Source organism: Aeromonas sp. MR19 (genome assembly GCF_963899305.1).
Lineage (GTDB): Bacteria > Pseudomonadota > Gammaproteobacteria > Enterobacterales > Aeromonadaceae > Aeromonas > Aeromonas bestiarum.
Genome location: NZ_CAWQWZ010000021.1, coordinates 1 through 25,846, shown reverse-complemented (window position 1 = coordinate 25,846; position 25,846 = coordinate 1). Strand labels below are relative to the sequence as shown.

The window sequence follows — 25,846 nt, the reverse complement described above, 5'->3', positions numbered from 1 at the left end:
TCTTGCCGTGGCCCATCCCATGGTGGACCACATCACACACCTATGGGGTCAATCATCCGGCAGTATGGGGGGCTGCCCGGCTGGCAGCCGGGCATTCCGGAGGGATGTCACTCATGCCTGTGCAGAGCGCACGGCACGGATCAAGATATTGCGGGGGGTCATGGGTTTGTCGCAAAACTCGCCCACTTCCACCCGGTAGCCCTGCTCTTGCAGGAAGAGCGCCCGATCGAGCGCCAACCAGATCTCGAGCGGTCGGCGAAACAGATGACGCACCAGCTCCATGCGGGCGACATCGCCATAACGGGCCTCCCCCATGGTCAGAAAAGCGGCAAGATCCATCCCCACCGGCAGGGCTATTCCCTTGCGCTCGGCCGCCCATTCACAGAACGCCTCGAAGCTGCCGGTGAGCAGGCTTTTTTGCATATTGGGCACCGGCAAGTATTCGTTCACCCCGCGCACCTGGCGCTGCAGGCAGTCAAACCCGAGCCGCCACACCACCTCCAGCTCGCGCAGGCGCGAGATGCGGGCCCCGGCGGTCACCGTCTCCTGCAGCGGCAACCGTAGATCCGCCTTGGCCAGCTGCAGATCGCTGGCCCGGGCGGCGGCGGACAAGGGGGCATAGTGAGTGCCGCGGATCAGGTGATAGCAACAAGGGGATATGGTCACCCCCTGGGCGCCGCGCTCGGCCACCAGCGCCAGCAGATGGGTGTGCAGCTCGCCGCAGGCGTGCAGCGCCATGGCGTGGTGTTCGGTAGCGAGCAGCTGGCCGGCATCGACCGCAAAGGCGTCCGCCTGCACAAACTGCATGCGGGCCCCGTCACGGGCCGCCAGCCGACGCCCCTCCTCACAGAGCGGACCTTGCAGCTCCAGGCTCAGGATCTCTGCCCGGCGATGCAGGGAAACCAGCCGCCCCAGGTGTCCCTTGCCCGCGCACCACTCCAGATAGGGGCCTTGATGGGGCGGCAGGCAGCCGGTAAAGGCCTCTATCTGCGCCTGCTTGCGACCCGGCATGTGCATCGCCATCTCCTTGGCGCACTGGATGGGCTCTGGGCTAAATAGCGCGAGCTCACTCAGGGCATGCAGCGTCTTCCCCGCCGGGATCCAGGGAGCGAGCAGGTCGCACAGCGCCCCCATGTCACCATCGAGTCGATTGATCTGCGCAAGGGACATGGCGTTGAGCAGTGCGGCCAGCGCGGGGGCCTCGTCGGCGAAGGCCAGGTTCAGGTGATGATAGGGTTGGTATTGCCACCAGCGCCGGGTCTCGGTCAGCAATCCATCCAGTTGTTGAAAACGTTGAGCCAGCACGCTTGCCCCTGCCTTGCAGTCAAAAAAGAGGCTTATTCTAGCGATCCCTCCCCAAAAAGCACTCGCCAATGCGGGGCATTCGCCACGAAGCTGGGCTTGGGCCTGACCGGCGGTCATACACCCAGGCTTGGCCCCGGCAAGCCACCGTGAGCGCAAGCATCAAGCTGGCAAACGACCCGGAGCCCGGGTGTTGGCCTGACAAAGAGAGGGGTTTTATGCTATATTCCGCCCCCTCTTTACCCTGGTTCGCTCAAGGCGGGCCATTTTACCAACATGAATGGAACCAAAACATGACCATCAATGCCATCCTGCAAGCGCGCGCGGGCGCCAAGTGTGAACTGTGCGGCGCCGAACAGGCACTGTCTGCCTTCGCTGTGCCCCACTCACCGGCCAGCGATGATGATCACAGCCTTGCCCTGTGTGACACCTGCCGTGGCCAGCTGGAGCAGCCGGACACCACAGTGGTCAATCACTGGCGTTGCCTGGGCGACAGCATGTGGAGCCAGGTTCCCGCCGTGCAGGTCATGGCGTGGCGTCAGCTGAAAGCCCTGTCCGGCCAGGGCGAAGTGTGGGCTCAGGACATGCTGGACATGATGTACATGGAAGACGAGACCAAGGCCTGGGCCGAAGCCGGCCAGGCTGGCGACGATGACGACAGCGTACCGACCCTGGATTCCAACGGCGCCATGCTGGTCGAAGGCGACTCGGTCACCTTGATCAAGGATCTGGACGTCAAGGGCGGCGGCTTTACCGCCAAGCGTGGCACCCTGGTCAAGGGTATCCGCCTGACCAACAACCCGCTGCACATCGAAGGCAAGGTTAACGGCGTGCAGATAGTGCTGGTCGCCGCCTACCTGAAAAAAGCCTGATAGCGTCTGGTTTGCCAGTGATACCAAGAGCGCCCCAAGGGGCGCTTTTTGGTAGCCGCGATATGCAACACAAGCCTTCTGCTAGTAGCCCAACCTTGTCTGATGCCTACTGCTACCGAGCTCACTCGTAGCTAACACCCCTGTTTTGCCTCGGCCCCCCGGCTGAAATGTGTTGTTTTCTTCGACAGAGGCTTGGCTCAGACGGCAACCTTGTGGCACTCTGGGATGTCGATGGACAGACTCACGGACACCCGAGGTGTCCCCACTGCAAAAGGAGCAACACAGATGGCCAAAGCCAGCAAGAAAGATATCAAGAAGAAGATCGCCGCTCGCCTTGAGAAAATTGCCAAGCACGAAGGCAAGATCAAGAAGCTGAAAAAAGCCCTGAAATAAGGGCCGGCATGATAAAAAAACCGCCATCAGGCGGTTTTTTTATGGCGCCATTAGTCACAAGCCACACCCAATGGCCATGACTGCCAGCGTCTGGCCAGCACCAGCACCTCTTGCTCCAGCCACAGGTTCAGCGCGCCAGGGGAAACGCACTCCCGCGGCACCCCGTGCAGCAAGGGGCCCTGCCCCGCAGGATCTGCCAGCGGCTTCACTGGTAAACCCGAGGCAAACACGGCAAGCTGGATGGGTCTGTGCCAGCCAGCACTCACCCAGTGAGTGCAAGTCTGCTTGCTGACACCATCTCCCTGAGGGCGACCCCATGACCCAGTCGACAGAGCAGCAGCCGGTTTCCTCCTGGCATCTTTCCGATATCCGCGAGCTGGCCCGCTTGCTCACCCAGGCCCTGCCTGCTGCCGTGCAGATCACCGAGGCCGTCCATCAGGCGGTATTGAGTGGCATGGGGATCAGGGGCAAGGCCCAGGGTCAGACCCGGGGGATCACGGGTCTGGTCTACCAGGGGGTGCACGGCGCCGCCCATACCCTGAGCGGTGGCATCCATGCCCTGCTCACCCGCTTGCCACCGACGCCTCCCTTGCATCAGATCCCCGAGACGCCCAGGCGCGCCGCCCTGCTCGCCACCCTCAATGGTGTGATGGGGGACAAGCTGGTCGAGAGCCACAATGCCCTCGCCACGCCCATGACACTGCGCCATGGCGGCCAGCCTCTGGACTGGCACGCCATGCCGTCGAGTCTGCCCGCCGGGGGGCGGGTGCTGCTGATGGTGCATGGTCTGTGCATGAACGATCTGCAGTGGCAGACCCAAACCAGGGGGAAGGACAAAGAAAAAACGCTCAATCATGGGGAGATGCTGGCCGGCGAGCTGGGCTATGTGCCCGTCTATGTGCGCTACAACTCGGGCCTGCCCGTTGCGCAAAACGGGCGGGAGCTGGCCCGTCAGCTGGAACGACTGGCAATCCATTGGCCAGGCGGCATCAACGAGATCAGCGTGCTGGCCTACAGCATGGGGGGACTGGTGATCCGCAGCGCCTGTCATCATGCCAGCCAGAGTGAGATGGACTGGCCCGGCGTCCTGAAAAACATGGTTTTTCTCGGCACGCCCCATCATGGCGCCCCCCTTGAGCACGCCGGTCACTGGCTGGAGCAGCTGCTGCCTGCCACCGCCTATACCCAGCCCTTCGTCAGGCTGGCGCAACTACGCAGCGCCGGCATCAAGGATCTGCGCCACGGCAAGGTGATGGACTCGCCGCCCCCGCAGGGCGAACCGCACGCCTTGCCCGATCCTCGCCCCCCCTTGCCCCTGCCCGCCGGAGTGACCTGCTTCACCATAGCGGCCACCACGGCGGCCAAACGCGGTCTGCTGGCTGATCGGCTGATTGGCGATGGACTTGTGCCCCTGCGCAGCGCCCTCGGCCAGCATGACGAGGTGCGCCACCAGCTGGCATTTCCCCCTTCCCACTGCTGGATTGCCTACCGCACCAGCCATATGGCCCTGCTCGGCAGCCTGCAGGTAAGTCGTCAGCTGCTGCACTGGCTCACCGCTCACAAGGAGCAGAACCCGTCTGGGGAGCATGGCCAGAGCGCATAGTGGGCACAATATGCCGAGAAACACGCTTGAGTTCGCTCCTGCACAAAGGAAAAAACCGCCAGTTGGCGGTTTTTTATTGCGTGTCGCTCACATCAGGCGGGCCCGGCCGAACACCCTGATTGAGCTGCCGGGTGCGGCCGGGATCTCGGCGTGCAGGTGTGACGTCATCCCCATGTCCTCCCCCTGAAAGAGATCTATGATGCCGCCGTGGGGCCAATGGATATCGCGCAGGTAACCAGCAAAGGCGGCGGTGGCCGCGCCTGTGGCGGGATCCTCATAGACGCCGCCATAGGCGAAGGGGTTGCGGGTATGAAACAGTTGATCCCGGGCGGCATGGGCCAGCAGTATGGTGACCAGCCCTTCCCTTTGCATCAGGGTTCGCCCCTGCGCCAGTTCGTAGTGCATGGCCGAGAGCGCAGCCCGACTGTTCAGGGCCAGCACCAGGTGATCGGCACCGCCATGAATGAGTGCCGGCGGAATGCGGGGATCCAGATCAGCCTGGGTATAACCAAACAGCGTCAGCGCGGCGCTCACCAACTCGGCCGGGGCTGGCTTGCTGCGGGTCGGCGGCGATTGCAGCGCCGCCTGCCACTGCCCCTCCCCATCCTGCCAGCCCGACACCTTGATCTCGGTCTGATTGAGGTGCAGTGCATACTCCCCTTCTCCAAAGCGCCGCGCCAGCGCCACACCCAGGGCGATTGTGGCATGACCGCAGAAGGGCACCTCGGCCTCTGGGGAGAAGTAACGCACCCGCCACTCCCCAGACTCAACAGCTTGCCGGGCGGTCGCAGCCCCCCAGGGTGAGCCTGGTGGCCCGAGTGGCGACAAGGGTGCGGCGAAGGCCGTTTCCGAAAATCCCACCTGAGCGGCGATGCGTTGCATCTCCTCTGCCGCGGGCAAGCGAGGCCCCAGCCAGACACCGGCAGGATTCCCGCCTTGCTGCCCGTCAGAAAACGCGGCGATCCGCACCAACTCAGGCTCCAATGGGGAGGCTAGCTCCTTCATGACCACTCCTTGCTTGCGTGCTGAAAACCACTCTGGTGCCTGTTATGGGGCCCCAAGCGAGGGACACTGGCAAATGCAGGCCATGCCCCTATCCATAAGATAAGCAGACCCAGCTTACCCGTTAAATTAAATGCCGCACAGGTGCCGCTTGGGCGCCGCGGATACGGACGATGGCAACTAGCCTTGTGATGCGTGTCTGTATACGGTCCTGCAGTGGAGAACCCTATGTATTCGTACACCCTCACCTTCAAGGAGGAGGTCGACAAGCTGACCGCCCCCGAACAGGAGATCAGCCTGCAGAGCCCCGCCCAGGCAGGCGACTTTATTATCCTCTCCGACGGCAGCCGCCATCAGGTGATGTTTGTCACCCACCGCGCCCACTACAGCAGCCTCTATCTCGACAAGGGGGTTCGAGTGCCGCAGGGCTAGCGAATACAGTCAGCCGTTGCAGACAACAAAAGCGCGGCACCTGGCCGCGCTTTGAACGTTTCGGGCAGATTAAGGGATATCAGAGCACCTTGATCACAGGCTGGTGCATGATGGCAACCTCGTTTTGATAGACGACCAGCTCACCGGTTGGTGCGCCCTGCTCACCCAGCACGGTCACGACGCACTCGTAGCGGTAGGGGCCGCTCTTGAATTGATAGGTGTGGTTGCCCCCCGTCCCCTCCACCCTGACGGCGCCATTGCTGAGCACCAAGTCCGGCTTGTCGCTGAGCGCCTTGCCCTTCGCCCAGGAGGCATAGCGATAGTGGCCATCACCCATGTCGTCGATGCGAATGGTAAATTTCTCGGTCTGCCACATCAGTACGGGGCTTTTATACCCCTGCACGCTGGGATGCAGGTCACTTTTCTGTCTGGCGATAAGCGTGGCTTTAAGCTCCGCGGCCTGCGCCGTCTGATGATTGATAGCTATCACCTTGCCATCGAAATCCAGCCACACCTCACCACTGCCGAGCATGATGCCGCGCCAGCCCATGGTCTGCCAATCCTGCCCGACCCGTGAGCTGGCGATGCTATTTAAAATGGCGTCATCAAACACCTCGTCGAAACGGGCCAGCATCTCGGACGAATTTTTGATGACCGGGATGGGATACTTCTGCTTGAAGGGGTACTTCATCTGACGGGCAAGGGCCTTGTGATCCCGCGCCTTGGTGGCATCGATCACCTTCTGTACCAGAGGGCGATACTCGGCGGCGAGCGGCGACTCATCGGCCCGGGCTGGCGCCATGGCCAGCAGCGACATCAGCACAAGCACCGCCCATCTGCGCGCACTCTTTGGCGACCGAGCGACGTTCAAGGGAACCTGCCACTGCATCTTGCTCATGCCACCTCCTCAATCAGCTTGGCCATCATATATTCATCGACATATGCCCCATCGACTCTCATCGTATTGCGTTTGACGCCTTCCACCTCGAACCCGCAGGCCCGATATAGCGCGCAAGCCCGGGCATTGTGGCACATGACGCCCAACTCCATACGGGTAAAGCCGTGCGCCCTGGCCCAGGCCTCCAGCGCAGACATCATTTTTTTGCCAAAGCCCTGCCCAGTTGCAGAGAGTTGAATACCGATAACGCAATACAGTACATGTTTGTTGCGATTTGCCGGTTGACCGATGCCGACAATAAAACCTGCAATCTCGTCATGTTCCGACAGTACCAGCATGACTTTGTTGTTTGCATCGACAAACGAGGCCAATATTTGAGCTTGCTCGACCTCTGTCGTGGTGCGCTCACCCGGCTCATAGAGCATAAAAGTTGTTTCATTGTCGAGTCTGTTCATCAGGGCCAGTATGTTATCTGCATCCGATACCCGGACTTGTCTCACTTCCATATATTTTCCCCCTCCATGGGACTTTTTTTCCCCGTTCAAATACGGCTACTGATTACGTCGGATCCGACAACCCGTATTCATAGAAATCTGTCTCGGCATGCTTGGGGTTTGGCCCCAGATATTGCCACCCGCAGCGCCGATAGAAACGTAGCGCCCGCTGATTGAGACGGCTGACCGACAACACCACCCGCCGGCAACCGGCCTGCCGCAGTGTGCGACCAATATACCGAAGCAGTAATTCGGCCAACCCTTGCCCCCGAACCTGTGGCGTCAAATAGATCAGGTATATATAGCCAGTTTCCGGTTCCGCTGAGAAAGTGCAAAACTCCAGCTGCCCCACTATCTCGCCACCCTGCCATACATGCAGATAATGCCACTCCTTGCTGGTCAGCCTCGTCGCCATCCGTTCCCGATAGCCCGCCAGAAACTCGTCAAATCCCTCGTCGCGATGGAAGCTGCAAACATAGGCGTCCCGACGGGCTGCCACACAAAACCCATAGTCACGCTCCAGGTTTATTTTTTTGAATTCGAGGTGCATGCGCCATCCTTGTCACCTTGCCGCAGCCAACCGACAGGTGTTCAAGCCGGGTCTATGTGTCAAAACAGGTTATTCAGCGCACTGAAATACGCATATAAAACGCCTTTTGTCATGGCAACATTCGCTGCAGATCTTAATCCCCCACCTCGATATAAACGGATGGCTCAGCGCATTGGCATTGGCATTGGCATTGGCAAACAGGTTGCCGGCCATTTTCATCTGGTGTCAGCAAGCTGCAAACCAGCACTCAACCGACAGACAATAGGTGGTGAACATCCGCCCGGAGAGCCGCCTCTTCTCTACCCGGCTCGCCTTGCTGGCCAGCGCCGCATAGGCGGGACGACTGTCCAGCAGATGAAAGCGGACTTCGGTATGCCCCATCTCCCGCGCCCAGCACATCATCGCCCTGAATATGGCTATGCCGGCTCCCCAGTGGGCCTGACCTATGACAATGGCCAGCTCGACGCCATCCTCATCCGGCTGTATTCCGCACCACCCTGCCAGCTGCCCATGGATCAACACGGCTCGAACACGACACCCCGGCTGCTGGTTGATCCGTATTTTGTCATCCATCCAGCACCCTACCCCGGGCAGATCAAAGCGGGGATGATCAATCAGGTGTTTTCTGATCGTCGCGTCGTTGAGCAGCGGCAGAAAATCCGGAGCCAGCACATCGTCAAAATGCTTGAATTGCACTGTCATATATCAGTCCCAGCCTTGATTGCGTGAATGAAACAAGACCCAACGGCAGAGGTTTTCAACATCACATAGGCCATGACGACCTCGTCACCGACCGGGACAAGGAGACAAACACCTCATCCCCCTCCACCACCTTGTAACCGAGCCGCAGGTAAAACCGCGCCGCCCTCTGGTTGTCTGTGAAGCTGGACAAGGTCACCCGACTTTTCCCCTCACGCTCCGCTTCGCGATACAGCCGGTCCATGACGGCCGAGCCCAACTGCCGACCCTGATACTGCGGGAAGATGATCAGCAGATGAATGTGCAGCGCATCGTCGTATGGCTTGCAGCAGAGCAGACCGACTCGCTCGCCCCCCAGCAGGATCCACGAAAACCACTGCGGTTGGTATTCACTGCTCAACCGCTCGCGCTGAAAGTCGTCATCCCAGCCAAAGACCGCCTCAACATAGGGAAAAATCCCCTGTTTGACGGCAGCAAAGCGCTGTTCGAACTCACTGTCCGACACATCCGCCAGCGCGATCTCCATCTCGCCTCCCGTTAAAGCCATATCGGCCCTCCTGGATGGCCAGTCGTATCGTTAAGCAGACATGGCCTGCCACGGTTTTTATCTAGAGCACTAGGCTTAGCGCAAATTTGATTTTCATTTGGATATCTTACCGACCAGCGGGGAGATGAAAAGGCTATTGGGCAGAAATAGGAGAAACCTGTGCAATGCAACATCCCTAACGGGTGTCGTGAAGATGCAAGCTGGCGGATCATCGACACCAAGGAATAGCGGGAAAGCGTCTGGGCTGGACACTTGGCATATGGGGGAAAATTGGGCCAGCAGCAGGCCCAATTCGCTTATGGATGGCTCACCTCCGCCATAAAAATCAGCCGCAGCGGCGCTGCCAACAATGTATCGGTCTGATTGGCGAAAGCCTGAAAATAGTCGGTCGCACAATGGGCATCCAGCGCAGCCTGACTGACAAAGGCTTCGCGCATATAGAAGGTGCCCGGTTCGTCACGCAGTTCAAACAGCACGTAATCCAGATTGCCCGGCTCTCGCCGCGTCGGCGCAATGAGTTTGAGCAACTCACGGCGCAGCGGATCTCTCATGCCGGCGCGGGCTTTCAGTACGGCGATGGACACCAGTTTCTCTTCACTCATCTTTATCTGCTCCATTTTCAGGGGTATGCAAAGGGGCTCCGGTCTGGGAGCCACCTTTGAGCGAAGGAGCAGTGTAAAAGGGAGTACCCGGCGGGATATAGCCGGGCAGATTGGACACTCTGTTCGTGCCATTGAACGAGTCGGCGACTAGAGCACCTCTATCTTCACCTTGATAAGGCCGGATCTTGTGCTGCCGATGCTGCTAAAAGCCGATTTGGAGAGATCGATAATACGCCCGTTTTTAAAAGCGCCGCGGTCATTGACCCTGACCACCACGCTCTTGCCGTTGGCGAGGTTGGTGACCCGCACCATGGCGCCAAAGGGCAATTCCATATGGGCGGCGCTATTGAGGTTGTTGCGATAGCGCTCGCCGCTGGCGGTCTTTTTGCCGTGATAACGGTCGGCGTAATAGGAGGCGAGCCCGGTGTCGGTATAACCGCGCCAGCTGCCGCCGTGGCTGTCGTCATATCGGCTGCTGCAAGCTGCCAGCAGCAGACAAAGCGATAACAGCAGCCCTTTTTGTACGTCTTGCATCTTTCCCTTCATGTCAGCCATGGGCTTTGTCCTTGCTCCCCTTGCCGGGATAAGCGGTTCTGTCGTGCCGTAAAAATGACCACCTAGGGATGACCAATCGCGCGTTCCATACCGCATCACGTCTTTCAAGCAACGAGAGCGGAGCGCCCATTTTCCCATATTTTCCATATAAAACGGGAGGCCTCAGCCTCCCGTTTGTGTGTTCACCCGTCAACCTGTGTCAGGCGATGAGTTTGTCATCGGCGAAACCGAAGCCGCGCAGACCCACCACGTGCACATGCTCGTGCTTGCCCTGCACCTTGCGGATCAGCTTGTAGGTGGTGCCCTTCTCAGGGCTGATGTTCTCGGGCGCCGCGATCAAGAGCTGCATATCCTGCCGTTCGCACAGCTCGAACAGGGTGGCGATGGATTTGCCATCCAGGCGCGCCGCTTCGTCGAGGAACAACAGGCGGCAGGGGGCTATGTCCTTGCCGCGCAGACGGCGGGACTCCTCCTCCCAGCTGATCAGCACCATCAGCAAGATGGCCTGACCGGTACCGATCGCCTCGCCGGTGGAGAGCGCACCGCTCTCGGCCCGCAGCCAGCCATCGGCGCCACGCTGCACCTCGATCTCCAGCTCCAGGTAGTTGCGATAGTCGAGCAGCACGTCGCCCATCACCTGATAGCTGCGATCCCCCTGCTCGGTTTGCGGGTTGATACGCTGGAACAGCTTGGCCATGGCCTCGGAGAAGCTGAGTTCCTTGTCGGCGAACAGATCGTTGTGCATGGCACTTTGGTCCGCCAGCGCGGTCAGCAGGCGAGTGTGAGCCTCGCGGATATTGACGTTGAGGCGCACCCCGCGCACCAGACCGAAGGCGATGTTCTGCAGGCCCTGGTTGAGCACCCGGATGCGGTTCTGCTCGCGGCGTATGATGTTGGTGATCTTGGCCGCCACCTCGTGGGAGGAGAGCGACAGGTGATTTTCACGCTGCTTGAGCTCGTCGGCCAGGCGCGCCAGCTCGATCTCCATCTCCTCGATCGCCTCCACAGGATCATCGGAGCGGATGATGTCGTTGCGGATGCGATCTTTGAGGTAACGGTAGACCTGCACGTAGAAGGCGACCTTCTGCTCGGTGCTGCGGTTGCCTTCCGACAGACGCAGTGCATCGCGCAGGGCCTCGTCGTGGGCCACGGCAACCCGCAAGGCGCCGAGCGCCTTGTCCGACATGGATCTCAGCTCGTCGCTGTCCAAGTACGCCAGCTCGCGCTTGTTCAGACGCTTCTCGACGTCTGTGTCCCGTGCCAGACGCACCACCCGCGACCAGCTCGCCTTGTGGCCCACCAGGGATTTACGGGCGCTGTAGTAATCCTTGCCTTCCAGCTTGAGGCGCCCGCCAAGGGATTCAATCTCGCGCTTGGTCACCTGCAACTGGGCCTCGGCGCTGGTGCGACGGGACCGGGTGCGGATGAGCAGCTCCTCGATCTCTTTCTTGTGGGCGCGGGATTTCTCTTCCATGTCGTCCGACAGGGTCAGCCCCATGGCCGCCAGCTCCTGCTCGAACTCGGTCAGGGTCTGGCGCTTGGCCGAGGCGCTGGAATCGAGCGCGGTACGCAGTTGCAACGCCTCTGTGTGGCGCTGGGCAATCTGCTTGTGCTGCTCCCCGGCGGTGCGGGCCGCCAGCTCGGCTGTTTTAAGCTTCTCTTTGAGCCGCTCGCTCATCTCGGACGCTTTGCCAAGCAGATCTTGTGCGTCCTGATAGGCGAAGTGCGGCAGACGGGCCACCAGCTGATCGAGGGCATAGCAGCGGCGCTTCTGCTCGGCCAGCAATTCGCTCGTCTCGTCGAACGCCGCCTGCAGGGCGGCGAGATCCTGCGGATCCTGGCGCAGCACCTGCACCAAGGTCTCGAGCTTCTCGAGCGCCTTGCCGTGCTGGGCGATAAAGGCTTCGGCTGTTTTAAGTGCCTCGACGTCGGCGTGGGCCGCCTCGAGACGGGCTGCCAGGTCGGCCTCCGCAAACAGATGGGCAAAGGGCAGCATCCCCTGCACCAGCTGGATATATCGGGTCAGCTGGGCGGCAATGGCCTTGGATTCGGCCAGCTGCTTGTCGCACTCGGCTATGGCCCCCTGCAAGGTGCGCAGTTCGGCCTGCTTGGCCTGCACCTCGGCTTCGGGGTCGGGGCGGAAGGCGATGTCCAGATGCTGGCCGATAAAGTCGCGAAAATGTCCGTAGAGACGGTGGAACTTCTGCTGCTCGAAGGCGGCCTTGGCGTAGCCCTCGATCAGATTTTCCCGCTCGAGATCAAGCTGCTCGATCCGTTTTTCCCGGGCGGCGCGACCAAACAGCGGCAGCTCGGGGTAGCGGGAGAAGCGCACCTGACGCTTGCTGGTACGCACCAGCACGGCGTCCCCCAGCTCGTCCGCTTCCACCAGATCCTCGTCAAAGGAGTCGGGGTTGCCTTGGATGAGGTAGATATCTTCCGGGCAATCCTCCAGCTTTTTCAGCCGCTCTATGGCGCCCTCAAGGTCGAGCACCACAAGGGCGCTGCGAGCCGGACCGTACAGCGCGGAGTAGTAAGGGGCATCATCGATGGAGATGTCGTCATAGACATCGGAGAGCAGCACGCCCCCCACCTGCTCGGCGATGCGGGCCAGACGTGGATCCGCCTCGCCAGCGCCCAGCTGCAGGTTGCGAATTTGCAGCTCCAGCGCCTGCTTTTGCGCCGCGATGCGATTGCTCTCCTGCTCAAACTCGCGCTCCTTGTCGAGCACGGTCTGCATGCCGGCCGAAAGCGCCTCGGCGGTGGCGAGCGGCAGCCCGCTCTGCTCCCGCAGCTGCTCGAGCTTTTCAAAGGATTTGAGCCAGCGCGGGGCCAGCTTGGTGAGTTCGCCGATATCGCGGCCCAGCTGGGCACCCTGATGCTCCAGGCTGGCGCGGCGCTGGTTCAGATCGCTCTGCTGATCACTCAGCTCTTCCTGACGGGTACGCTGGGCTTCGAGGAAGAGCTCGAGCTCGTCCTGGCTCGCGATCTGCTGGCCACAGGCTTGATGCAGCTCGTCACGCAGCTTGAACAAGGCCTTCTGGCTCTCGCTCTCTTTTTCCAGGCGAGTCAGGGCTGCGCGCAGCCCCTGCCCCTGCGCAATGCGGGCTTTGTCTTCGATATGGCGCTTGAGCAGCGCCTGCGCCGTGGGCCAGGCGGCCTCACGGGCGGTCTCGGGGGCAATAGTCAACAGCAGCGTCAGCGCGGCCTGATGTTCGGCTACCGCCGCCTTGGCCAGTGCCAGCTGCTGCTCGGCCCCCAGCATCCGGCTGGTGAGGCTCTGCTCGGCGGCGCGGAACTGATGCAGGGTGTCACTCGCCTGTTCGGCGCTCAATCCCGGCAGTTCGCACTGCGCGCGGGCATTTTCCAGCGCCTGCACCGCCTGACGGTACTGGATGGCGCGGGTCTGCTGAATGTCCAGCGCCTGCTGGTAGTCGGCCAGCTGGGTCTTGAGGCTGTCGACCTCTGCCTGCGCCAGCTCCTTGCGCTCTTCCACTTCCAGCAGCTGGCCGTGGATCTCCTCCACGATCGCCTGCTGCTGCTCCAACTTGTCGACCAGCTCCGCCAGATCGGCGCGATACATCTCTATCTTCTTTTGCAGAGCAACGGCGGCCATCACCTTGGCCAGGTGCTCGGCGGCGGACTCCAGCTCATCGGTCAGCAATTTTTCGCGGTTGGTGAGCTGCTCCACCTCGTCGGCCAGATAGATGGCGCGCTGACGCTCTTCGGCCAGAATGCGGCGCTTGTCCGCCAGCTCCTGACGGGCCTTGAGGGCCAGCTCGGAGAGACGGTTCTTCTCGGCGGCGTTGCGCACATAGTCGGCCGCCACATAGTGGGTGGTCTCGGTGATCAGGTTCTTGAACAGATCCCGCTGACCTTGCGTCTCCTTGATCGCTTCCAGGGTGCGACGGTTCTCGTAGATGGCCGCCTCCATGTCCTGGAATGCCTTGCGCACGCCCGAGTTCTCCGGCAGCAGGTATTCACGGAGCGACCGGCTGATCGAAGAAGAGATGCCGCCGTAGAGGGAGGCTTCGATCAGGCGATAGAACTTGCCGCGATCTTTTTGATCACGCAGCTTTTTCGGGGTGATGCCGAACTCGAACATGAAGTTGTGATAGTCGGTCACCGTATTGAACTTGGCGACCTTCAGCGCCCCCAGCTCGGCGGCGGCCCCTTTCAGATCGGCAAAGGCACGAATGCGGCCCTTGCCGCCCTCAAGTTTCTCCAGCAGCAGATCCGTGGGCGACAGGTTTTCTGGCACATCCACCAGCGCAAACGGGGTGATGTTGACCTTGTTGTCACGGTTCTGGATCTGCTCCAGGTGCACGCCGACCCAGATCCGCTGCTCGCGGCTGTTCATCACCTCCAGCACTGAGTAACAGGAACCCCGTTGCAGCTTGCCGTAGAGCCCCTTGTCGCGCGACGCACTGGAGGAACCCGCTTCCGTGGTGTTGCGAAAATGCAGCAGAGACTGGTCAGGAATAAGCGCCGCGATGAAGGCCGCCATTGTGGTGGACTTGCCCGCCCCGTTGCCGCCGGAGAGCGTCGTCACCAGCTGGTCGAGATCGAAGGTGCGGGCGAAGAAGCCGTTCCAGTTGACCATGGTCAGGGATTTGAATTTGCCTCTCACGCCGCACTCTCCATCAAAGTAAAGGGCTCCATCAGGGCCTTGTATTTAACGCTGCAGGTCATCTTCAACCTCCAGTTCAAGCTGTTCTTCATCGAGATCCGCTTCAATGTCTTCAAACAGCGAGTCGCTGCTCGGCATCTCGTCGTCGTGGAAGATGGCCTCGCCCTCCTGGATCATCCGCAGTTGCACGGCGCGAGGATCTTCATCGGAGCGCACATCGGCGGCAAAGCGGAACACGGATTCGTTGACCCGGAATTTGTCGCTGTTGCCAAGGGCCGTGATCATGCCAAGGCGGCGCAGGCGACGCATGGAGGTGCGGATCTTCTCGAGCAGCTTCTTCTTGTCCAGATCGGTGCCGCCGGAGCGGCTGTTGACCATGCGCAGCAGTTGCTTCTCGTCGGCCAGGCTCAACACCTCCTCCTGCAGCTCGCCCATGGCGAACACCCCTTCCGAGGCGAGCCTGTCCGGGCTCAAGTACAGGTAACAGAGCACCTTGCCCACCAGCATGTCGAGCTCGGAGAGCACGGTCGTGCCGATGTCGGCGCTGGGGCGCGGACGCAGGTAGAAGAAGCCCTCCGGCGCCTTGATGAGTTCCACCTGATAGCGGCCGTAGAAGATCTCCAGCTCGTTGTGGTACTCCACCAGCGCCGAATGCTGTTCGAAATCGTCGGCACTGATGTGACGGCCCGAGCGCAAGGCGGTGTCGATGCGCGGAAACAAGGGGTTGGCAATGGCCTCTGCAAGCCGCAGCGGCAAGGGAAACTCAGTATTGATCAATGACATAGGCCTGAACCTTGGATCCAGCTTGGTTAATGGGTTTCCATGCGGGTTGGTGGTGCAGCTCGCGCTCACCGCTGGCATGGCCCAGGCGCACGGCCTGGTCGATCAGGAGACGCGCCACATCGAAATGGGCGTGAGCCGGGTAATCCAGCAGGTATTCCCGCAGCACATCGGCCACATCCAGCTGATGGCCCTGCTCGGGGTAGCGGGCCAGGTAGCGCTCGATGCGCTCAGCCAGCTCCTGGTTGATGTCCACCATCTCCATGTACTCCATCTCGAGGGGCACCTCGCCGGTGACCTCTTCGTCGTGGATGGCGATGGTTTCATCCCGCAGCTCCAGCAGGCGCGGCTCCTCAGCCACCCTCAGCAAGAAGTTGTGCTGCTCGAAATTGCGGATGGAGTCGCGCAGCCGCTGGCTGAAGGCGCGGTTCTTGTCCATGTCGATGGCGTTGCGGATAAATTTGTGGACGTGCCGATCGTAACGAGACCAGAGCTCGATGCACTGCTGGCCCCAGCTGGTGATGACGTCAAGCCGCCCCTGCAGGGCGTGGGTCAGCTCCTCGACATGGAACAGATCGTCGCGCCCCTGGGCCACTTCCTGAATGTTGAGCAGCCCCGCCTGCAGGCGGTGGCCGGCGGCGTCCAGGGTATCTTGCAGCTCGCGCAGGGTCTGGCCTGTCTCGTGCAGCAGTTTTTCGCAGCTGTGGATGGCATCGACCCAGTTCTGGGTCAGCAGGGCCGCTATCTCGCTCTTGACCTGATTCTGCTGCTCGTCCATGGCGCGCTGGGTCAGATCGATGCGCCCCAGCGTCTCTTCCAGCGAGAAGGTGAGCCGTGGCAGCACCTCGGCATCCCACTGCTCACGGGTGTTGGTCTCAAGCGCCGCCTTGCGGGCGGTGTCGAGTTCGGCCGCCAGGTGTTCGAGCAGGATGGAGAGCTTGATGGAGTCGACCTGGCGCTGATCCATGAAGAAGTCGACGATCCCCATCCCCAGCCGCGACAGGCGATAGAGGCTCTCTCCCGCCACCATGTCGGTGTTGAAGCGCGACAGCAGCTGCTGGCGAATGAGATCGTTGATGGCGTTGTTGGCGCGACCTGTGAGGGTCTCGTCCATCTGGCCAAAGGCGTTGCTGACATAGCCGAAGGCGTCGTGCAGCGCCGCTTCCGACAGGTCCGATTCATCTTCGGACAGGGTCTTGATTGCAATCAGAAAGGCCAGCCGGTCGGTCGGCAGGCTCAGCGCCAACCCCTCCTGCCTGACCCATCCCACCATCTCGGGCAGGGTACGGGATGTACTCATCATGACGTCATCATCTCGTTGTTATCCATTTGGATGGCCTCATCATGAAACTCTGACCATCTCGTTGTTATCCATTTGGATGGCCTCATCATGAAAATCTGACCATCTCGTTGTTATTACAAGGCTGCTAGACAGACTGCTGGTCAGCTTGACGGTTTCTGCGCCATCACATGGATATAGCGACCCAGGGAGATAAAGGGTTCCTGGCGGCAATATTGCTGCTCCATGGCCAGCAGATCATCGAACTTCTCGACCTGATCCTGCTTGTGGCGCATGTAGTCGTGGATGACGCGCACCCCCGTCTTGCCGATGATCTTGAGCCCCCCTCGCCCAATCCAGTCGTACACCTGTTCCGGCAGCTGCGGATTGGTGGGGGTCAGGGCGGTCTGGCGCTTCTTGCGCAGGCCGAGGTGCACATAGTCAAAATTGCCTACCACCAGGCTCTGAAACAGCAGGCCATGACGGTTGTAAAAAAGCAGCGACAGTATGCCCCCTGCCTTGACGAAAGGGAACAGACCGAGCAAGGTCTGGCGCGGCTCGGCGAGCCATTCCAGCACGGCGTGGCAGAGCACCAGATCAAAGGTGCCGGTCACCTGGCTCTTGAGATCCTGAATGGGGCACTGGATGAGACGAATTCTGTCTTCCAGCCCCTTTTCGGCAATCTGGACTCGTGCAAGTTCAAGCATTTCGGCGGAGAGATCGCACAGCTCCACCTGATGACCCATGGCCGCCAGCTTCTGGGCAAAGTAGCCAAATCCGCCCCCCGCATCCAGAATGCGCAGGGGCCGGTTGCCAAGGCGCGCCAGGCAGGCTTCGATGTCGCTCCACACCACGGTGGTGCGAATGCGCCCCTTGGTGGAGTCATAAATGTTGCGGGCGAACTTGTCGGCGCGCCCGTCAAAACTCTGATCTTGCTTCAAGACACACTCAACTTTTGGCCGCAGGGTTGGGCCTGACGAAAAAAGAGGGGTATTCTGTCACATCCCGAATTTGCTGAAAACTCAAGGACGACATCCCAGTGTTTGAGCTCAACCTGTTTGCCGCCAACTTGTTTGTTATCAAGAAGTGGCTAGGCCAATTGCTGATGCCGCTGCCCTTCTCCCTCTCCCTGCTGCTGCTGGCGCTCTTGCTGCTCTGGTTCACCCGTTTTCAAAAAACCGGCAAGCTGCTGGCGACCCTCTCCTTGCTGGTCGTCGCCCTGATGGGAATGCGACCGATAAGCTACGAGCTGGCCCGCCCGCTGGAGCAGACCTTTTCGCCCTTCGAGATAAACCAGCACCCGGATATAGCGGCCATAGTAGTGCTGGGCAACGGTCATGTGAGCGATCCGGCCGTGCCCGAGCGCGCCTGGCAGAACAACATATCGCTCGCTAGAACGCTGGAGGGGGTGCGCCTCGCCCAGGCTTATCCGCAAGCTGAGCTCATCTTCTCCGGTTATGTGTCCGGGGATCCCCTCTCCAACGCCGAGGTCAATGCCCGCATGGCGGCGAGCCTGGGCATACCCCGCTCGCGGATGACGTTGTTTGAAAACAACAAAGACACCCACGACGAGGCCGTCAGCATCAGCCGTTATCTCAAGGGCAAGCGAGTGGCACTGGTCAGTTCGGCCACCCACCTGCCGCGGGCCATGGCGCTCTATCAGGGACAGGGACTCGATGCGGTGCCGGCCCCCACCGACTACACAGCCAAGCAGAGCCAGGTGGCGCAACCCCTCTACAGCTACCTGCCGAAGGGGCGTTATCTGATGTATTCCGAGGCTGCCATTCACGAATGGATTGGGGTATGGTGGGCCCGTTTGCGAGGGCAGGTTAACGATTGAGCAATCGAGCCTTGCATTCCTGATTTGGATCAGGAAAGCGAAAAAAAATTACGTCATTTGCCGCCGGGTCAGCTATCTTGGGCTCGGTTCAATTCATATAATGTCGCGCAATCAAATGCCTAGGAGAGTTACAAGATGAGACAGCACCTGGTAATGGGTAACTGGAAACTGAACGGCACCAAAGCTTCTGTCGAAGCTCTGATCAAAGGACTGACCCCGGCTGCTGCCGCTCATCCTTCTGTGCAAGTCGCCGTCTGCCCGCCGGTTATCTTTTTGGGTCTGGTTGAGCAGCTGACCGCTGGCAGCAAGATCGCCTACGGCGCCCAGAATGCCGACCTTCACGAATCCGGCGCCTTCACCGGTGAAAACGCCCCCTCCATGCTCAAAGCCTTCGGTTGCACCTACTCCCTGGTCGGTCACAGCGAGCGTCGTACCCTGCACGCAGAGAGCGACGACGTGGTTGCCGCCAAGTACGAAGTCATCCAGAAAGCCGGCCTGGTGCCGGTACTGTGCATCGGTGAGACACTGGAACAGTTCGAAGCCGGCGTGACCAAGAACGTGGTTGAGACCCAGCTGAAAGCCGTCATCGACCGTTGTGGCATCGCCTCCTTCAGCAACGCCGTGGTTGCCTATGAGCCGGTATGGGCCATCGGCACCGGCAAGACTGCTACCCCGGAAATCGCCCAGTCCGTCCACGCTCACATCCGTCAGTACCTGGCCGGGTTTGACGGCGCCGTGGCTGCCAAGGTACAGATCCTGTACGGCGGCTCCGTCACTGGCGCGACCGCAGCCAATCTGTTCGGTCAGCCGGACATCGACGGTGGCCTGGTGGGTGGCGCGTCCCTGAAAGTGGACGACTTCTCCCAGATCATCGCTGGCGCAGCCAAGTAAGCTGTTGCCCAGGAGGGGGCGCTTGCCCCCTCCTGCATATCGTTTTTCCTATGGCGGCCCCCGCATCCCATACGAAAGCCGATATAGTCAATGTGGCTTATCTCATTTTCAAAACTTCGTATTAGACAACTCAGATCCAGAGGCACTCATGACCAAACAAATCAAACGTATTGGTGTTTTGACCAGTGGTGGTGACGCACCGGGTATGAACGCAGCCATCCGCGCCGTGGTGCGCGCCGGTCTGCATCATGGCCTGGAAGTTTACGGCATCTATGATGGCTACCTCGGTCTGCATCAGGACAGGATCGTCAAGCTGGAGCGTCACAGCGTCTCCGACGTGGTCAACCGCGGCGGCACCTTCCTGGGTTCCGCCCGTTTCCCCGCTTTCAAAGACCCGAAAGTGCGCGCCGAAGCGATCGAAAATCTGAAAAAACACGGTATCGACGCCCTGGTGGTGATCGGTGGTGATGGCTCCTACATGGGTGCCAAGAAGCTGACCGAGGAGGGTTTCCCCTGCATCGGCCTGCCGGGCACCATAGACAACGACATCGCCGGCACCGACTTCACCATCGGCTTTGATACCGCCCTGAACGTGGTGGTTGACGCCATTGACCGCCTGCGCGACACCTGCAGCTCCCACCACCGCATCTCCGTGGTCGAGATCATGGGTCGCCACTGCGGCGATCTGGCCATGTCTGCCGCCGTTGCCGGTGGCGCCGAGTACGTGATAGTGCCGGAAGTGACCTTCGACAAGGACAAGCTGCTGCAACAGATCAAGGAAGGCGAAGCCAAAGGCAAGAAGCACGCCATCATCACCATCTGTGAGCACGTCACCGACGTGAATGCCCTGGCCAAGGACATCGAAGCCATGACAGGCCGCGAGACCCGCGCCACCATTCTGGGCCACATCCAGCGTGGCGGCTCGCCGACTGCGCGCGATCGCATCATGTCCAGCCGCATGGGTGCCTTCGCCGTTGAACAGCTGCTGGCCGGTCAGGGTGGCCGCTGCGTCGGGATCCAGGGCAACGAGATGGTGCACCACGACATCATCGACTGCATCGAGAACCTCAAGCGCCCGTTCGATCAGGAGCTGTACGATCTCTCCACCACCCTGTTCTAAGCGCCTGTCGCTTGCTCAGCCTGTTGTGACAAAAAACCCTCCGCTGGAGGGTTTTTTTATGCACGTCGTGTGCCCGGCAACGGGTGGAACCGGCAACCGTACAAGGGCCCTCTCTCTTGCTGCGCCATCTGCTGCACTGTTGTCCAAATCTTGCCCCATGCCCGCCATACCGGCGAGCGGAGCGCCTCCCTGGCCCCTGGATAGTCAACGACAGCCCTCTCGCCATCGACGAATGGGCGCTACTTCCTTGCCAAGGTTTGGCGGCTCACGACATCCCGGGTATGCCGGCTGGCGGGATGGCCTTTTCTGCATCGGACGCAGGATCAGCCCCAAGCTCTCCTCCCATCACCACAGGCCGCCGGTGGCGTCGGCCACACTCATCGCTAGCACAGAGCCTTGTATCGTCATCCCGGGGGTGTTGAGAGCCTCTCCTCAATGCCGTCGCACCGGGACACACAGACGCATGGCATAAGAAAAAGGTGAGCCCAGCGCAGGAGCCGTCATTCGTGCCCCCTCAATGGCAAGCCCCTCATCATGTTCACCATTTTTGCGTACTGACTGAGAAGCGGGTGCCGCGCCCGCTTCCTGAAAGAGGCGCCCTGTCAGGCTTCAAGGCACAATATGCGACAAAAAATGGATGCACTCTTCAAATTCAGCCAAGGGACAAGCCAACCGGCTTTCGACGACATTTTCAGACGCCACAGAGGGGCTTGAAAGCGGATCAAATTTCAAGAAAACCAGAAAAGCCCCATACAAAACCCACTGAAAAATTGACACGAACAAAACATAACATAATGAATTTTATAAATTTATACCACATACACAGAGTGCGCATCGGCATCACAAAGAAGGCCAGATGATAAAACAGACGCTAAAATGTAAAAACAAGGCTTTAGATGCTTCAAGCCCATAATTTGCCACATAAATACATTTTACTATTGTTTTACCGCACAATTGTGGTATCTTGGTCCCATCAACAGTCAGCCAAGGGAGACAAAATATGAAAGAGTTTGTTGTTACTGCCGTTTTTACCGTGTTTTTCACTCTGGTTGCCGTCTCTCTGCCGTCGCTGTCACAGCTTTGAGCCGGTTAGTCATCCAGAATTGTGTATTGCTGAATGACAGCCATAGCCCAGGCGCTGACTAATTCACCACTCTCTGTCTTTTTTGGCTGTTTCACCCAGCGTGATACCGAAAGCCTTATTTAGAACTGGTTGATGCACACTATATAAGCTGCATGTCACTGCCACCGTCCACAAGGGGAGCCTCATCGCTCCCCTTGTTGCATTTGTGCTCCGGGATTTACTCTTGCTCCCCTGCCCGTCACAATATCCGCTGGACTCGCCATGCAGGAATTACCATGACCCAAGATGCTCTACGCCAGTGGCGTCGTGATCTTCATCGTCTGCCCGAAGCGGCCTGGTGTGAGTTTCGCACCAGCTCCCTCATCGCTCACCACCTCTCAAAACTCGGATTTGAAGTCATGCTGGGGGACAAGCTGCTGGCCAGCAACCTCATCATGGGACGGGAGGTAGACGTACAAGCCCAGAAGGAGCGCGCCCTGCGTCAGGGTGCACATCCCGACTGGCTGGCCCGCATCGAAGAGATAACGGGTGTGATGGGCGTGTGGGACAGCGGTCGTCCCGGCCCGACCCTGGCCTTTCGCTTCGATATCGATGCGGTGGAAGTCGATGAGAGCCAGGATGAGCTGCATCCCCCCAGCCAGGAGGGATGGCAGTCTCGCAATGCCGGCTGGATGCACGCCTGTGCCCACGACGGACATACCGCCATCGGGCTGGTGCTGGCCGAGCGGATCGCAGCCCTCACCGATCGGTTGAACGGCCGCATCAAGTTGTTCTTCCAGCCCGCCGAAGAGGGCTGCCGTGGCGGCAAGGCGCTGGCGGCGGGCGGCCAGCTCGACGATGTGGATGCCCTGCTGGCGCTGCACATCGGCATTCATGCCAACAGTGGCGAGCTGGTGGTCAATCCCACCGAGTTTCTCTGCTCCACCAAGTTCGACGTGGAGTTTCTGGGGCGCGCCGCCCACGCGGGGCTTGAGCCCAACGCGGGCAGCAATGCGCTGGCGGCAGCCTGCACGGCGACCACCGCCATGCTCGGCATTGCCCGCCACCGCGATGGCATGACCCGCATCAACGTGGGCCAGCTCAGCGGTGGCAGCGGTCGCAACGTGATCCCTGGTCATGCCCGCCTGCAGGGGGAAACCCGTGGCGCCACCCCGGCGCTTAACGACTACATGTTCGGCCAGGTGCAGCAGATAGTGGAAGGGGCCGCCATGATGCAGGGCGCCACCTACCTCATTCGCAAGCAGGGGGAAGCCATCGGCATCGAGAACAGCCCGGCCCTGCTCGAGGAGATAGTGCCGCTTGCAGAGACGCTCAAGCTTGAGACCATCCACACTCGCCGCTTTGGCGCCAGCGAGGATGCGGGCTTTCTCATCGAGCGGGTGCAGCGAAACGGCGGTCAGGCCGCCTATCTGATCCTGGGGGCCAATCTGGCGGCGCCTCATCACCATCCGGAGTTCGACTTCGACGAAACCGTGCTGGAACACGGGGTAGCCCTGCTCGAATCCTGGCTGCTCAGTCGCCTGGGTACCTGATAGGTGACAAGATGACAAAAGGCAGCCCAAGGGCTGCCTTTTTTGTTGCTGGCGAGCGGCTCGCCGCTTGGCTTACTGCCCCAGCACTATGGTGGAGAGGTGGGCAAAGTGGTGGATCTCGTGGGTCGCCTCGCACTCGGTGTCGTGGCGGTCCGGGTTGTACCAGCAGGTAGCCAGCCCCTGCGCCGCGGCACCGGCGATGTCGGTCTTGGGGTTGTCCCCCACCATCAGTACCCGCGCCGGGCTCGGCTGCCCCATCAAGGCCAGGGTATGCTGGAAAATGGCGGCGGCCGGCTTGGTCACCTGTACCTCGTCCGAGATGACCAGCGGCTCGAACCAGTCGCTCCAGCCCAGCTTGCTGAGGCGACCCCGTTGCGGCAGGCTAAAGCCATTGGTGATGATCCCCATCCGCACCCGGCCTTTGAGGGCCTGCAGTGTCTCCAACACCCCCTCCAGCGGCACGCTCAGGGCGATGATCTGCTGCAAGAAGGTGTCGTTCATCGCCATGGGTGCCACGTCCACCTGCTCGGCAAACAGGGAAAAACGGGTCTGCTGCAGGTGGGCCGCATCTATCTCGCCCGAGTTGTACTGCTGCCACAGACTGTGGTTCAGAGCATGATACTCCGCCATCTTGGGGGGCGTCGGCGTCACGCCGTAGAGCTGCAGAGTCTGCTCCAGGGCCTGGGCGACCGGGAAATCGAGCAGAGTTTCGTCCAGATCGAACAACACCCAGTCATAACTTGGTACTTTCACGGGATCCCTTACTGTTCTTGTTCATCGAGTTCATGGCGGCGGCCCAGCGGGCTGGCGAGCAAGTCCAGCGTCAGCCTGACCCCGAATCCGGTCACTTCACTGCTGACCACGCCATTGCCCCCCTTGCTGCGAAAACCGCTCAAATCGAGGTGCAGCCAGGGGGTCTGGGCAGGCACGAAGCGGTTGAGAAAACGGGCGGCATCTATGTGATCCGGCGATGCGCCCGGCGCACACTGTAACAGATCGGCCCACTCGCTATCGAGGTTGTCGTCATAGTCCTCATCCAGCGGGAAGGGCCAGACTCGCTCACCGCTGCGCTGGCCCAGGCTGATCAGCTCGCCGAACCACTGGGGCCGGTTGGTAAAGGCGCCGCTGTAACGGCTGCCCAGTGCCCGCTTGCAGGCCCCCGTCAGGGTGGCGTAATCGATCAGCAGATCCGGATTATCCTGCACAGCCATACAGAGGGTATCCGCCAGCACCATGCGCCCCTCGGCATCGGTATCCACCACCTCTATGGTGGTGCCGTTGAGCGCCGTCACCACCTCCCCCGGCCGGTAAGCGAGCGGGCCTATGTGGTTCTCGGCGATGGCGAGCCAGCAGTGCACCTCATAGGGCAGGCGGGCCCGGCTGATCGCATAGAGGGCGCCCAGTGCCACTGCGCTGCCACCCATGTCCAGGTGCATGCCATACATGCTGCCGGCGACCTTGAGGTTGTAACCGCCCGAGTCGTGACAGATCCCCTTGCCCACCAAGGCGACCCGGCGCACCGGATTGGGCGGGCAGTAACTGAGCTTGACCATGGCGGCCTGGTTGTCTTCCGAGCCTCTCGCCACCGCGATGAAGGCGCCGGCTCCCCGTTCGGCCAGTTGAGCCTGATCGTACTCGTGCCACTGCCAGCCTTCGACCTGGGCCAGCTGACGAGCCCACTCCCGATAGCTGCGGGCGGTAAGATCGGAGGCCGGCGATACCGCCAGATGCCGCGCCATGCCATTGCCTTCGGCCTCGGCGTAGATCCGCGCCAGATCCAGCACGCAGCGCGGCGACACCGCAATCTGCTGATAGCGCCACTCATCCTCGGCGCTATGCTTGTGGCTCGGCAGCGGCACATTGGCCGCCAACAGGCAGGCCAGCGTCAGCTCGGCCAGCTGCGCCCTGTCCCCCTCGTCAAACCCTTCCAGGTGCAGCCCCATCCGCTCGATCTTGAGTCCGGCCAGCGGGGCTATCCAGGATCTGGCCTGCTTGTAGAGGGCGTGATCCCGGGTGGGACGGGCTCCGATGAAGATCACCAGTTGCAGGCTGTTGTGCTGCACCAGGCTGTAGGGCGCCTTCTGCCCCAGTGCTATCTGGGTTGCCACGGCGGCAAACTCAGGTCTGGTCAGAATAGAGTCGCGCAGATCTTCGGCAACAAGCAGCAGGTTGGCCGAAAGCCCGTTGCCCATGGCCTGGCTCAGGGTGGCATCATGAATGTCGATCTGGGGGGGGAGATAAGTGAACTGTTGCATCATTGGGCAGAGGCCTCGTCCATGAAGAGATATCACTGATGATACCCAACAAAGCGCGGTGGCGGCCAGATTTGCACTTGAAAATCAATATCAAGCGTGATTATGCGTACATATGATGAGCAACCGGAAACGGTGCGAAACATAACGAGGGGAAAACAAGAGGAAAAACGAAATGGAGAAACAGAAGAAAGTTGGTTGCGGGGGCCGGATTTGAACCGACGACCTTCGGGTTATGAGCCCGACGAGCTACCGAGCTGCTCCACCCCGCGTCCGAATTGTACTGCCTTCATCACCGCACACTACCGAGCAGAAGTAGCGTGCTGTCTTTACACCCATAGCTCTGCATCAAGCATTGCTATAAGCACAAATAGTTGGTTGCGGGGGCCAGATTTGAACTGACGACCTTCGGGTTATGAGCCCGACGAGCTACCGAGCTGCTCCACCCCGCGTCCGAATTGTACTGCCTTCATCACCACACACTACCGAGCA

Annotated in this window: 23 protein-coding genes and 2 tRNA genes; 7 read left to right on the top strand and 18 right to left on the bottom strand. The window is 60.4% G+C overall.

The genetic code is table 11. From position 1 onward, the window contains the following. Positions 1-111: 111 nt before the first annotated feature. Complete coding sequence (locus AACQ95_RS12915) at positions 112-1,341, bottom strand: methyltransferase (RefSeq protein WP_241278847.1); 1,230 nt, start codon at positions 1,339-1,341, stop codon at positions 112-114. A 254-nt stretch (positions 1,342-1,595) separates the two neighbouring features. On the opposite strand from AACQ95_RS12915, the gene AACQ95_RS12910 reads away from it, so the two are divergent. After that, a complete protein-coding gene (locus AACQ95_RS12910; RefSeq protein ID WP_241278686.1) occupies positions 1,596-2,174 on the top strand; it encodes a PhnA domain-containing protein in 579 nt (192 codons plus the stop codon). A 443-nt stretch (positions 2,175-2,617) separates the two neighbouring features. On the opposite strand, the gene AACQ95_RS12905 is transcribed toward AACQ95_RS12910, so the two are convergent. Continuing rightward, complete coding sequence (locus AACQ95_RS12905; RefSeq protein WP_241278685.1) at positions 2,618-2,776, bottom strand: hypothetical protein; 159 nt, start codon at positions 2,774-2,776, stop codon at positions 2,618-2,620. A 107-nt stretch (positions 2,777-2,883) separates the two neighbouring features. Here AACQ95_RS12905 and AACQ95_RS12900 point away from each other — a divergent pair, with 107 nt between their 5' ends. Then, positions 2,884-4,170, top strand: a complete 1,287-nt coding sequence (locus AACQ95_RS12900) for an esterase/lipase family protein (RefSeq protein WP_241278684.1) — start codon at positions 2,884-2,886, stop codon at positions 4,168-4,170. Positions 4,171-4,257: 87 nt separating this feature from the next. On the opposite strand, the gene AACQ95_RS12895 is transcribed toward AACQ95_RS12900, so the two are convergent. Further along, positions 4,258-5,175, bottom strand: coding sequence for a PhzF family phenazine biosynthesis protein (locus AACQ95_RS12895; RefSeq protein WP_241278683.1), 918 nt, complete (start codon positions 5,173-5,175; stop codon positions 4,258-4,260). A 225-nt stretch (positions 5,176-5,400) separates the two neighbouring features. Between AACQ95_RS12895 and AACQ95_RS12890 the strand changes: the two genes are divergently transcribed. Then, positions 5,401-5,604: a hypothetical protein gene (locus AACQ95_RS12890; protein WP_042867481.1), complete on the top strand. Its 204-nt coding sequence runs from the start codon at positions 5,401-5,403 to the stop codon at positions 5,602-5,604. 79 nt (positions 5,605-5,683) lie between these two features. Here AACQ95_RS12890 and AACQ95_RS12885 read toward each other — a convergent pair whose 3' ends face one another. The 11 genes from AACQ95_RS12885 to cmoM form a co-directional block, all read right to left on the bottom strand. Further along, complete coding sequence (locus AACQ95_RS12885; RefSeq protein ID WP_241278682.1) at positions 5,684-6,502, bottom strand: hypothetical protein; 819 nt, start codon at positions 6,500-6,502, stop codon at positions 5,684-5,686. After that, the gene (locus AACQ95_RS12880) at positions 6,499-7,008 is read right to left on the bottom strand and encodes a GNAT family N-acetyltransferase (RefSeq protein WP_241278681.1); all 510 of its coding nucleotides are present in this window, start codon (positions 7,006-7,008) and stop codon (positions 6,499-6,501) included. Before AACQ95_RS12880 ends, AACQ95_RS12885 begins: the two co-directional genes overlap by 4 nt. 52 nt (positions 7,009-7,060) lie before the next feature. Further along, entirely contained in the window at positions 7,061-7,546 is a 486-nt protein-coding gene (locus AACQ95_RS12875; RefSeq protein WP_241278680.1) for a GNAT family N-acetyltransferase, read from the bottom strand. A 225-nt stretch (positions 7,547-7,771) separates the two neighbouring features. After that, positions 7,772-8,248: a GNAT family N-acetyltransferase gene (locus tag AACQ95_RS12870; protein WP_241278679.1), complete on the bottom strand. Its 477-nt coding sequence runs from the start codon at positions 8,246-8,248 to the stop codon at positions 7,772-7,774. A 61-nt stretch (positions 8,249-8,309) separates the two neighbouring features. Continuing rightward, complete coding sequence (locus AACQ95_RS12865; protein WP_241278678.1) at positions 8,310-8,771, bottom strand: GNAT family N-acetyltransferase; 462 nt, start codon at positions 8,769-8,771, stop codon at positions 8,310-8,312. A gap of 317 nt (positions 8,772-9,088) precedes the next feature. Continuing rightward, on the bottom strand, positions 9,089-9,394 hold the full coding sequence (locus tag AACQ95_RS12860) for a putative quinol monooxygenase (RefSeq protein WP_445290534.1): 306 nt from the start codon (positions 9,392-9,394) through the stop codon (positions 9,089-9,091). A gap of 147 nt (positions 9,395-9,541) precedes the next feature. Further along, entirely contained in the window at positions 9,542-9,928 is a 387-nt protein-coding gene (locus tag AACQ95_RS12855; protein WP_098985123.1) for a septal ring lytic transglycosylase RlpA family protein, read from the bottom strand. 220 nt (positions 9,929-10,148) lie between these two features. Next, entirely contained in the window at positions 10,149-14,576 is a 4,428-nt protein-coding gene (gene mukB, locus AACQ95_RS12850) for a chromosome partition protein MukB (RefSeq protein WP_241278677.1), read from the bottom strand. A 45-nt stretch (positions 14,577-14,621) separates the two neighbouring features. Continuing rightward, positions 14,622-15,359, bottom strand: coding sequence for a chromosome partition protein MukE (gene mukE / locus AACQ95_RS12845; protein ID WP_021140832.1), 738 nt, complete (start codon positions 15,357-15,359; stop codon positions 14,622-14,624). Then, complete coding sequence (gene mukF, locus AACQ95_RS12840) at positions 15,340-16,659, bottom strand: chromosome partition protein MukF (protein ID WP_043557782.1); 1,320 nt, start codon at positions 16,657-16,659, stop codon at positions 15,340-15,342. The genes mukE and mukF overlap by 20 nt, the downstream gene beginning before the upstream one ends. A 140-nt stretch (positions 16,660-16,799) precedes the next feature. Then, a complete protein-coding gene (gene cmoM, locus AACQ95_RS12835; protein WP_241278676.1) occupies positions 16,800-17,576 on the bottom strand; it encodes a tRNA uridine 5-oxyacetic acid(34) methyltransferase CmoM in 777 nt (258 codons plus the stop codon). Positions 17,577-17,704: 128 nt separating this feature from the next. On the opposite strand from cmoM, the gene elyC reads away from it, so the two are divergent. The 4 genes from elyC to AACQ95_RS12815 all read left to right on the top strand — a co-directional run bounded on the left by elyC (position 17,705) and on the right by AACQ95_RS12815 (position 23,102). Beyond that, positions 17,705-18,475, top strand: a complete 771-nt coding sequence (gene elyC, locus AACQ95_RS12830) for an envelope biogenesis factor ElyC (RefSeq protein WP_241278845.1) — start codon at positions 17,705-17,707, stop codon at positions 18,473-18,475. 135 nt (positions 18,476-18,610) lie between these two features. Continuing rightward, the gene (gene tpiA, locus AACQ95_RS12825; RefSeq protein ID WP_241278675.1) at positions 18,611-19,366 is read left to right on the top strand and encodes a triose-phosphate isomerase; all 756 of its coding nucleotides are present in this window, start codon (positions 18,611-18,613) and stop codon (positions 19,364-19,366) included. 148 nt (positions 19,367-19,514) lie between these two features. Next, positions 19,515-20,486 (top strand): 6-phosphofructokinase, encoded by a 972-nt coding sequence (gene pfkA / locus AACQ95_RS12820; protein WP_042652255.1) that lies wholly within the window; start codon positions 19,515-19,517, stop codon positions 20,484-20,486. A gap of 1,359 nt (positions 20,487-21,845) precedes the next feature. Then, positions 21,846-23,102 (top strand): amidohydrolase, encoded by a 1,257-nt coding sequence (locus AACQ95_RS12815; RefSeq protein WP_241278674.1) that lies wholly within the window; start codon positions 21,846-21,848, stop codon positions 23,100-23,102. Between the two features lie 72 nt (positions 23,103-23,174). On the opposite strand, the gene yjjG is transcribed toward AACQ95_RS12815, so the two are convergent. The 4 genes from yjjG to AACQ95_RS12795 all read right to left on the bottom strand — a co-directional run bounded on the left by yjjG (position 23,175) and on the right by AACQ95_RS12795 (position 25,806). Further along, positions 23,175-23,855, bottom strand: coding sequence for a pyrimidine 5'-nucleotidase (yjjG, locus tag AACQ95_RS12810; RefSeq protein ID WP_241278673.1), 681 nt, complete (start codon positions 23,853-23,855; stop codon positions 23,175-23,177). 8 nt (positions 23,856-23,863) lie between these two features. After that, the gene (locus AACQ95_RS12805; protein ID WP_241278672.1) at positions 23,864-25,360 is read right to left on the bottom strand and encodes a M17 family metallopeptidase; all 1,497 of its coding nucleotides are present in this window, start codon (positions 25,358-25,360) and stop codon (positions 23,864-23,866) included. Between the two features lie 189 nt (positions 25,361-25,549). Further along, a tRNA-Met gene (locus tag AACQ95_RS12800) sits at positions 25,550-25,626 on the bottom strand. A gap of 103 nt (positions 25,627-25,729) precedes the next feature. Continuing rightward, positions 25,730-25,806, bottom strand: a tRNA-Met gene (locus AACQ95_RS12795). Positions 25,807-25,846 lie beyond the last annotated feature (40 nt).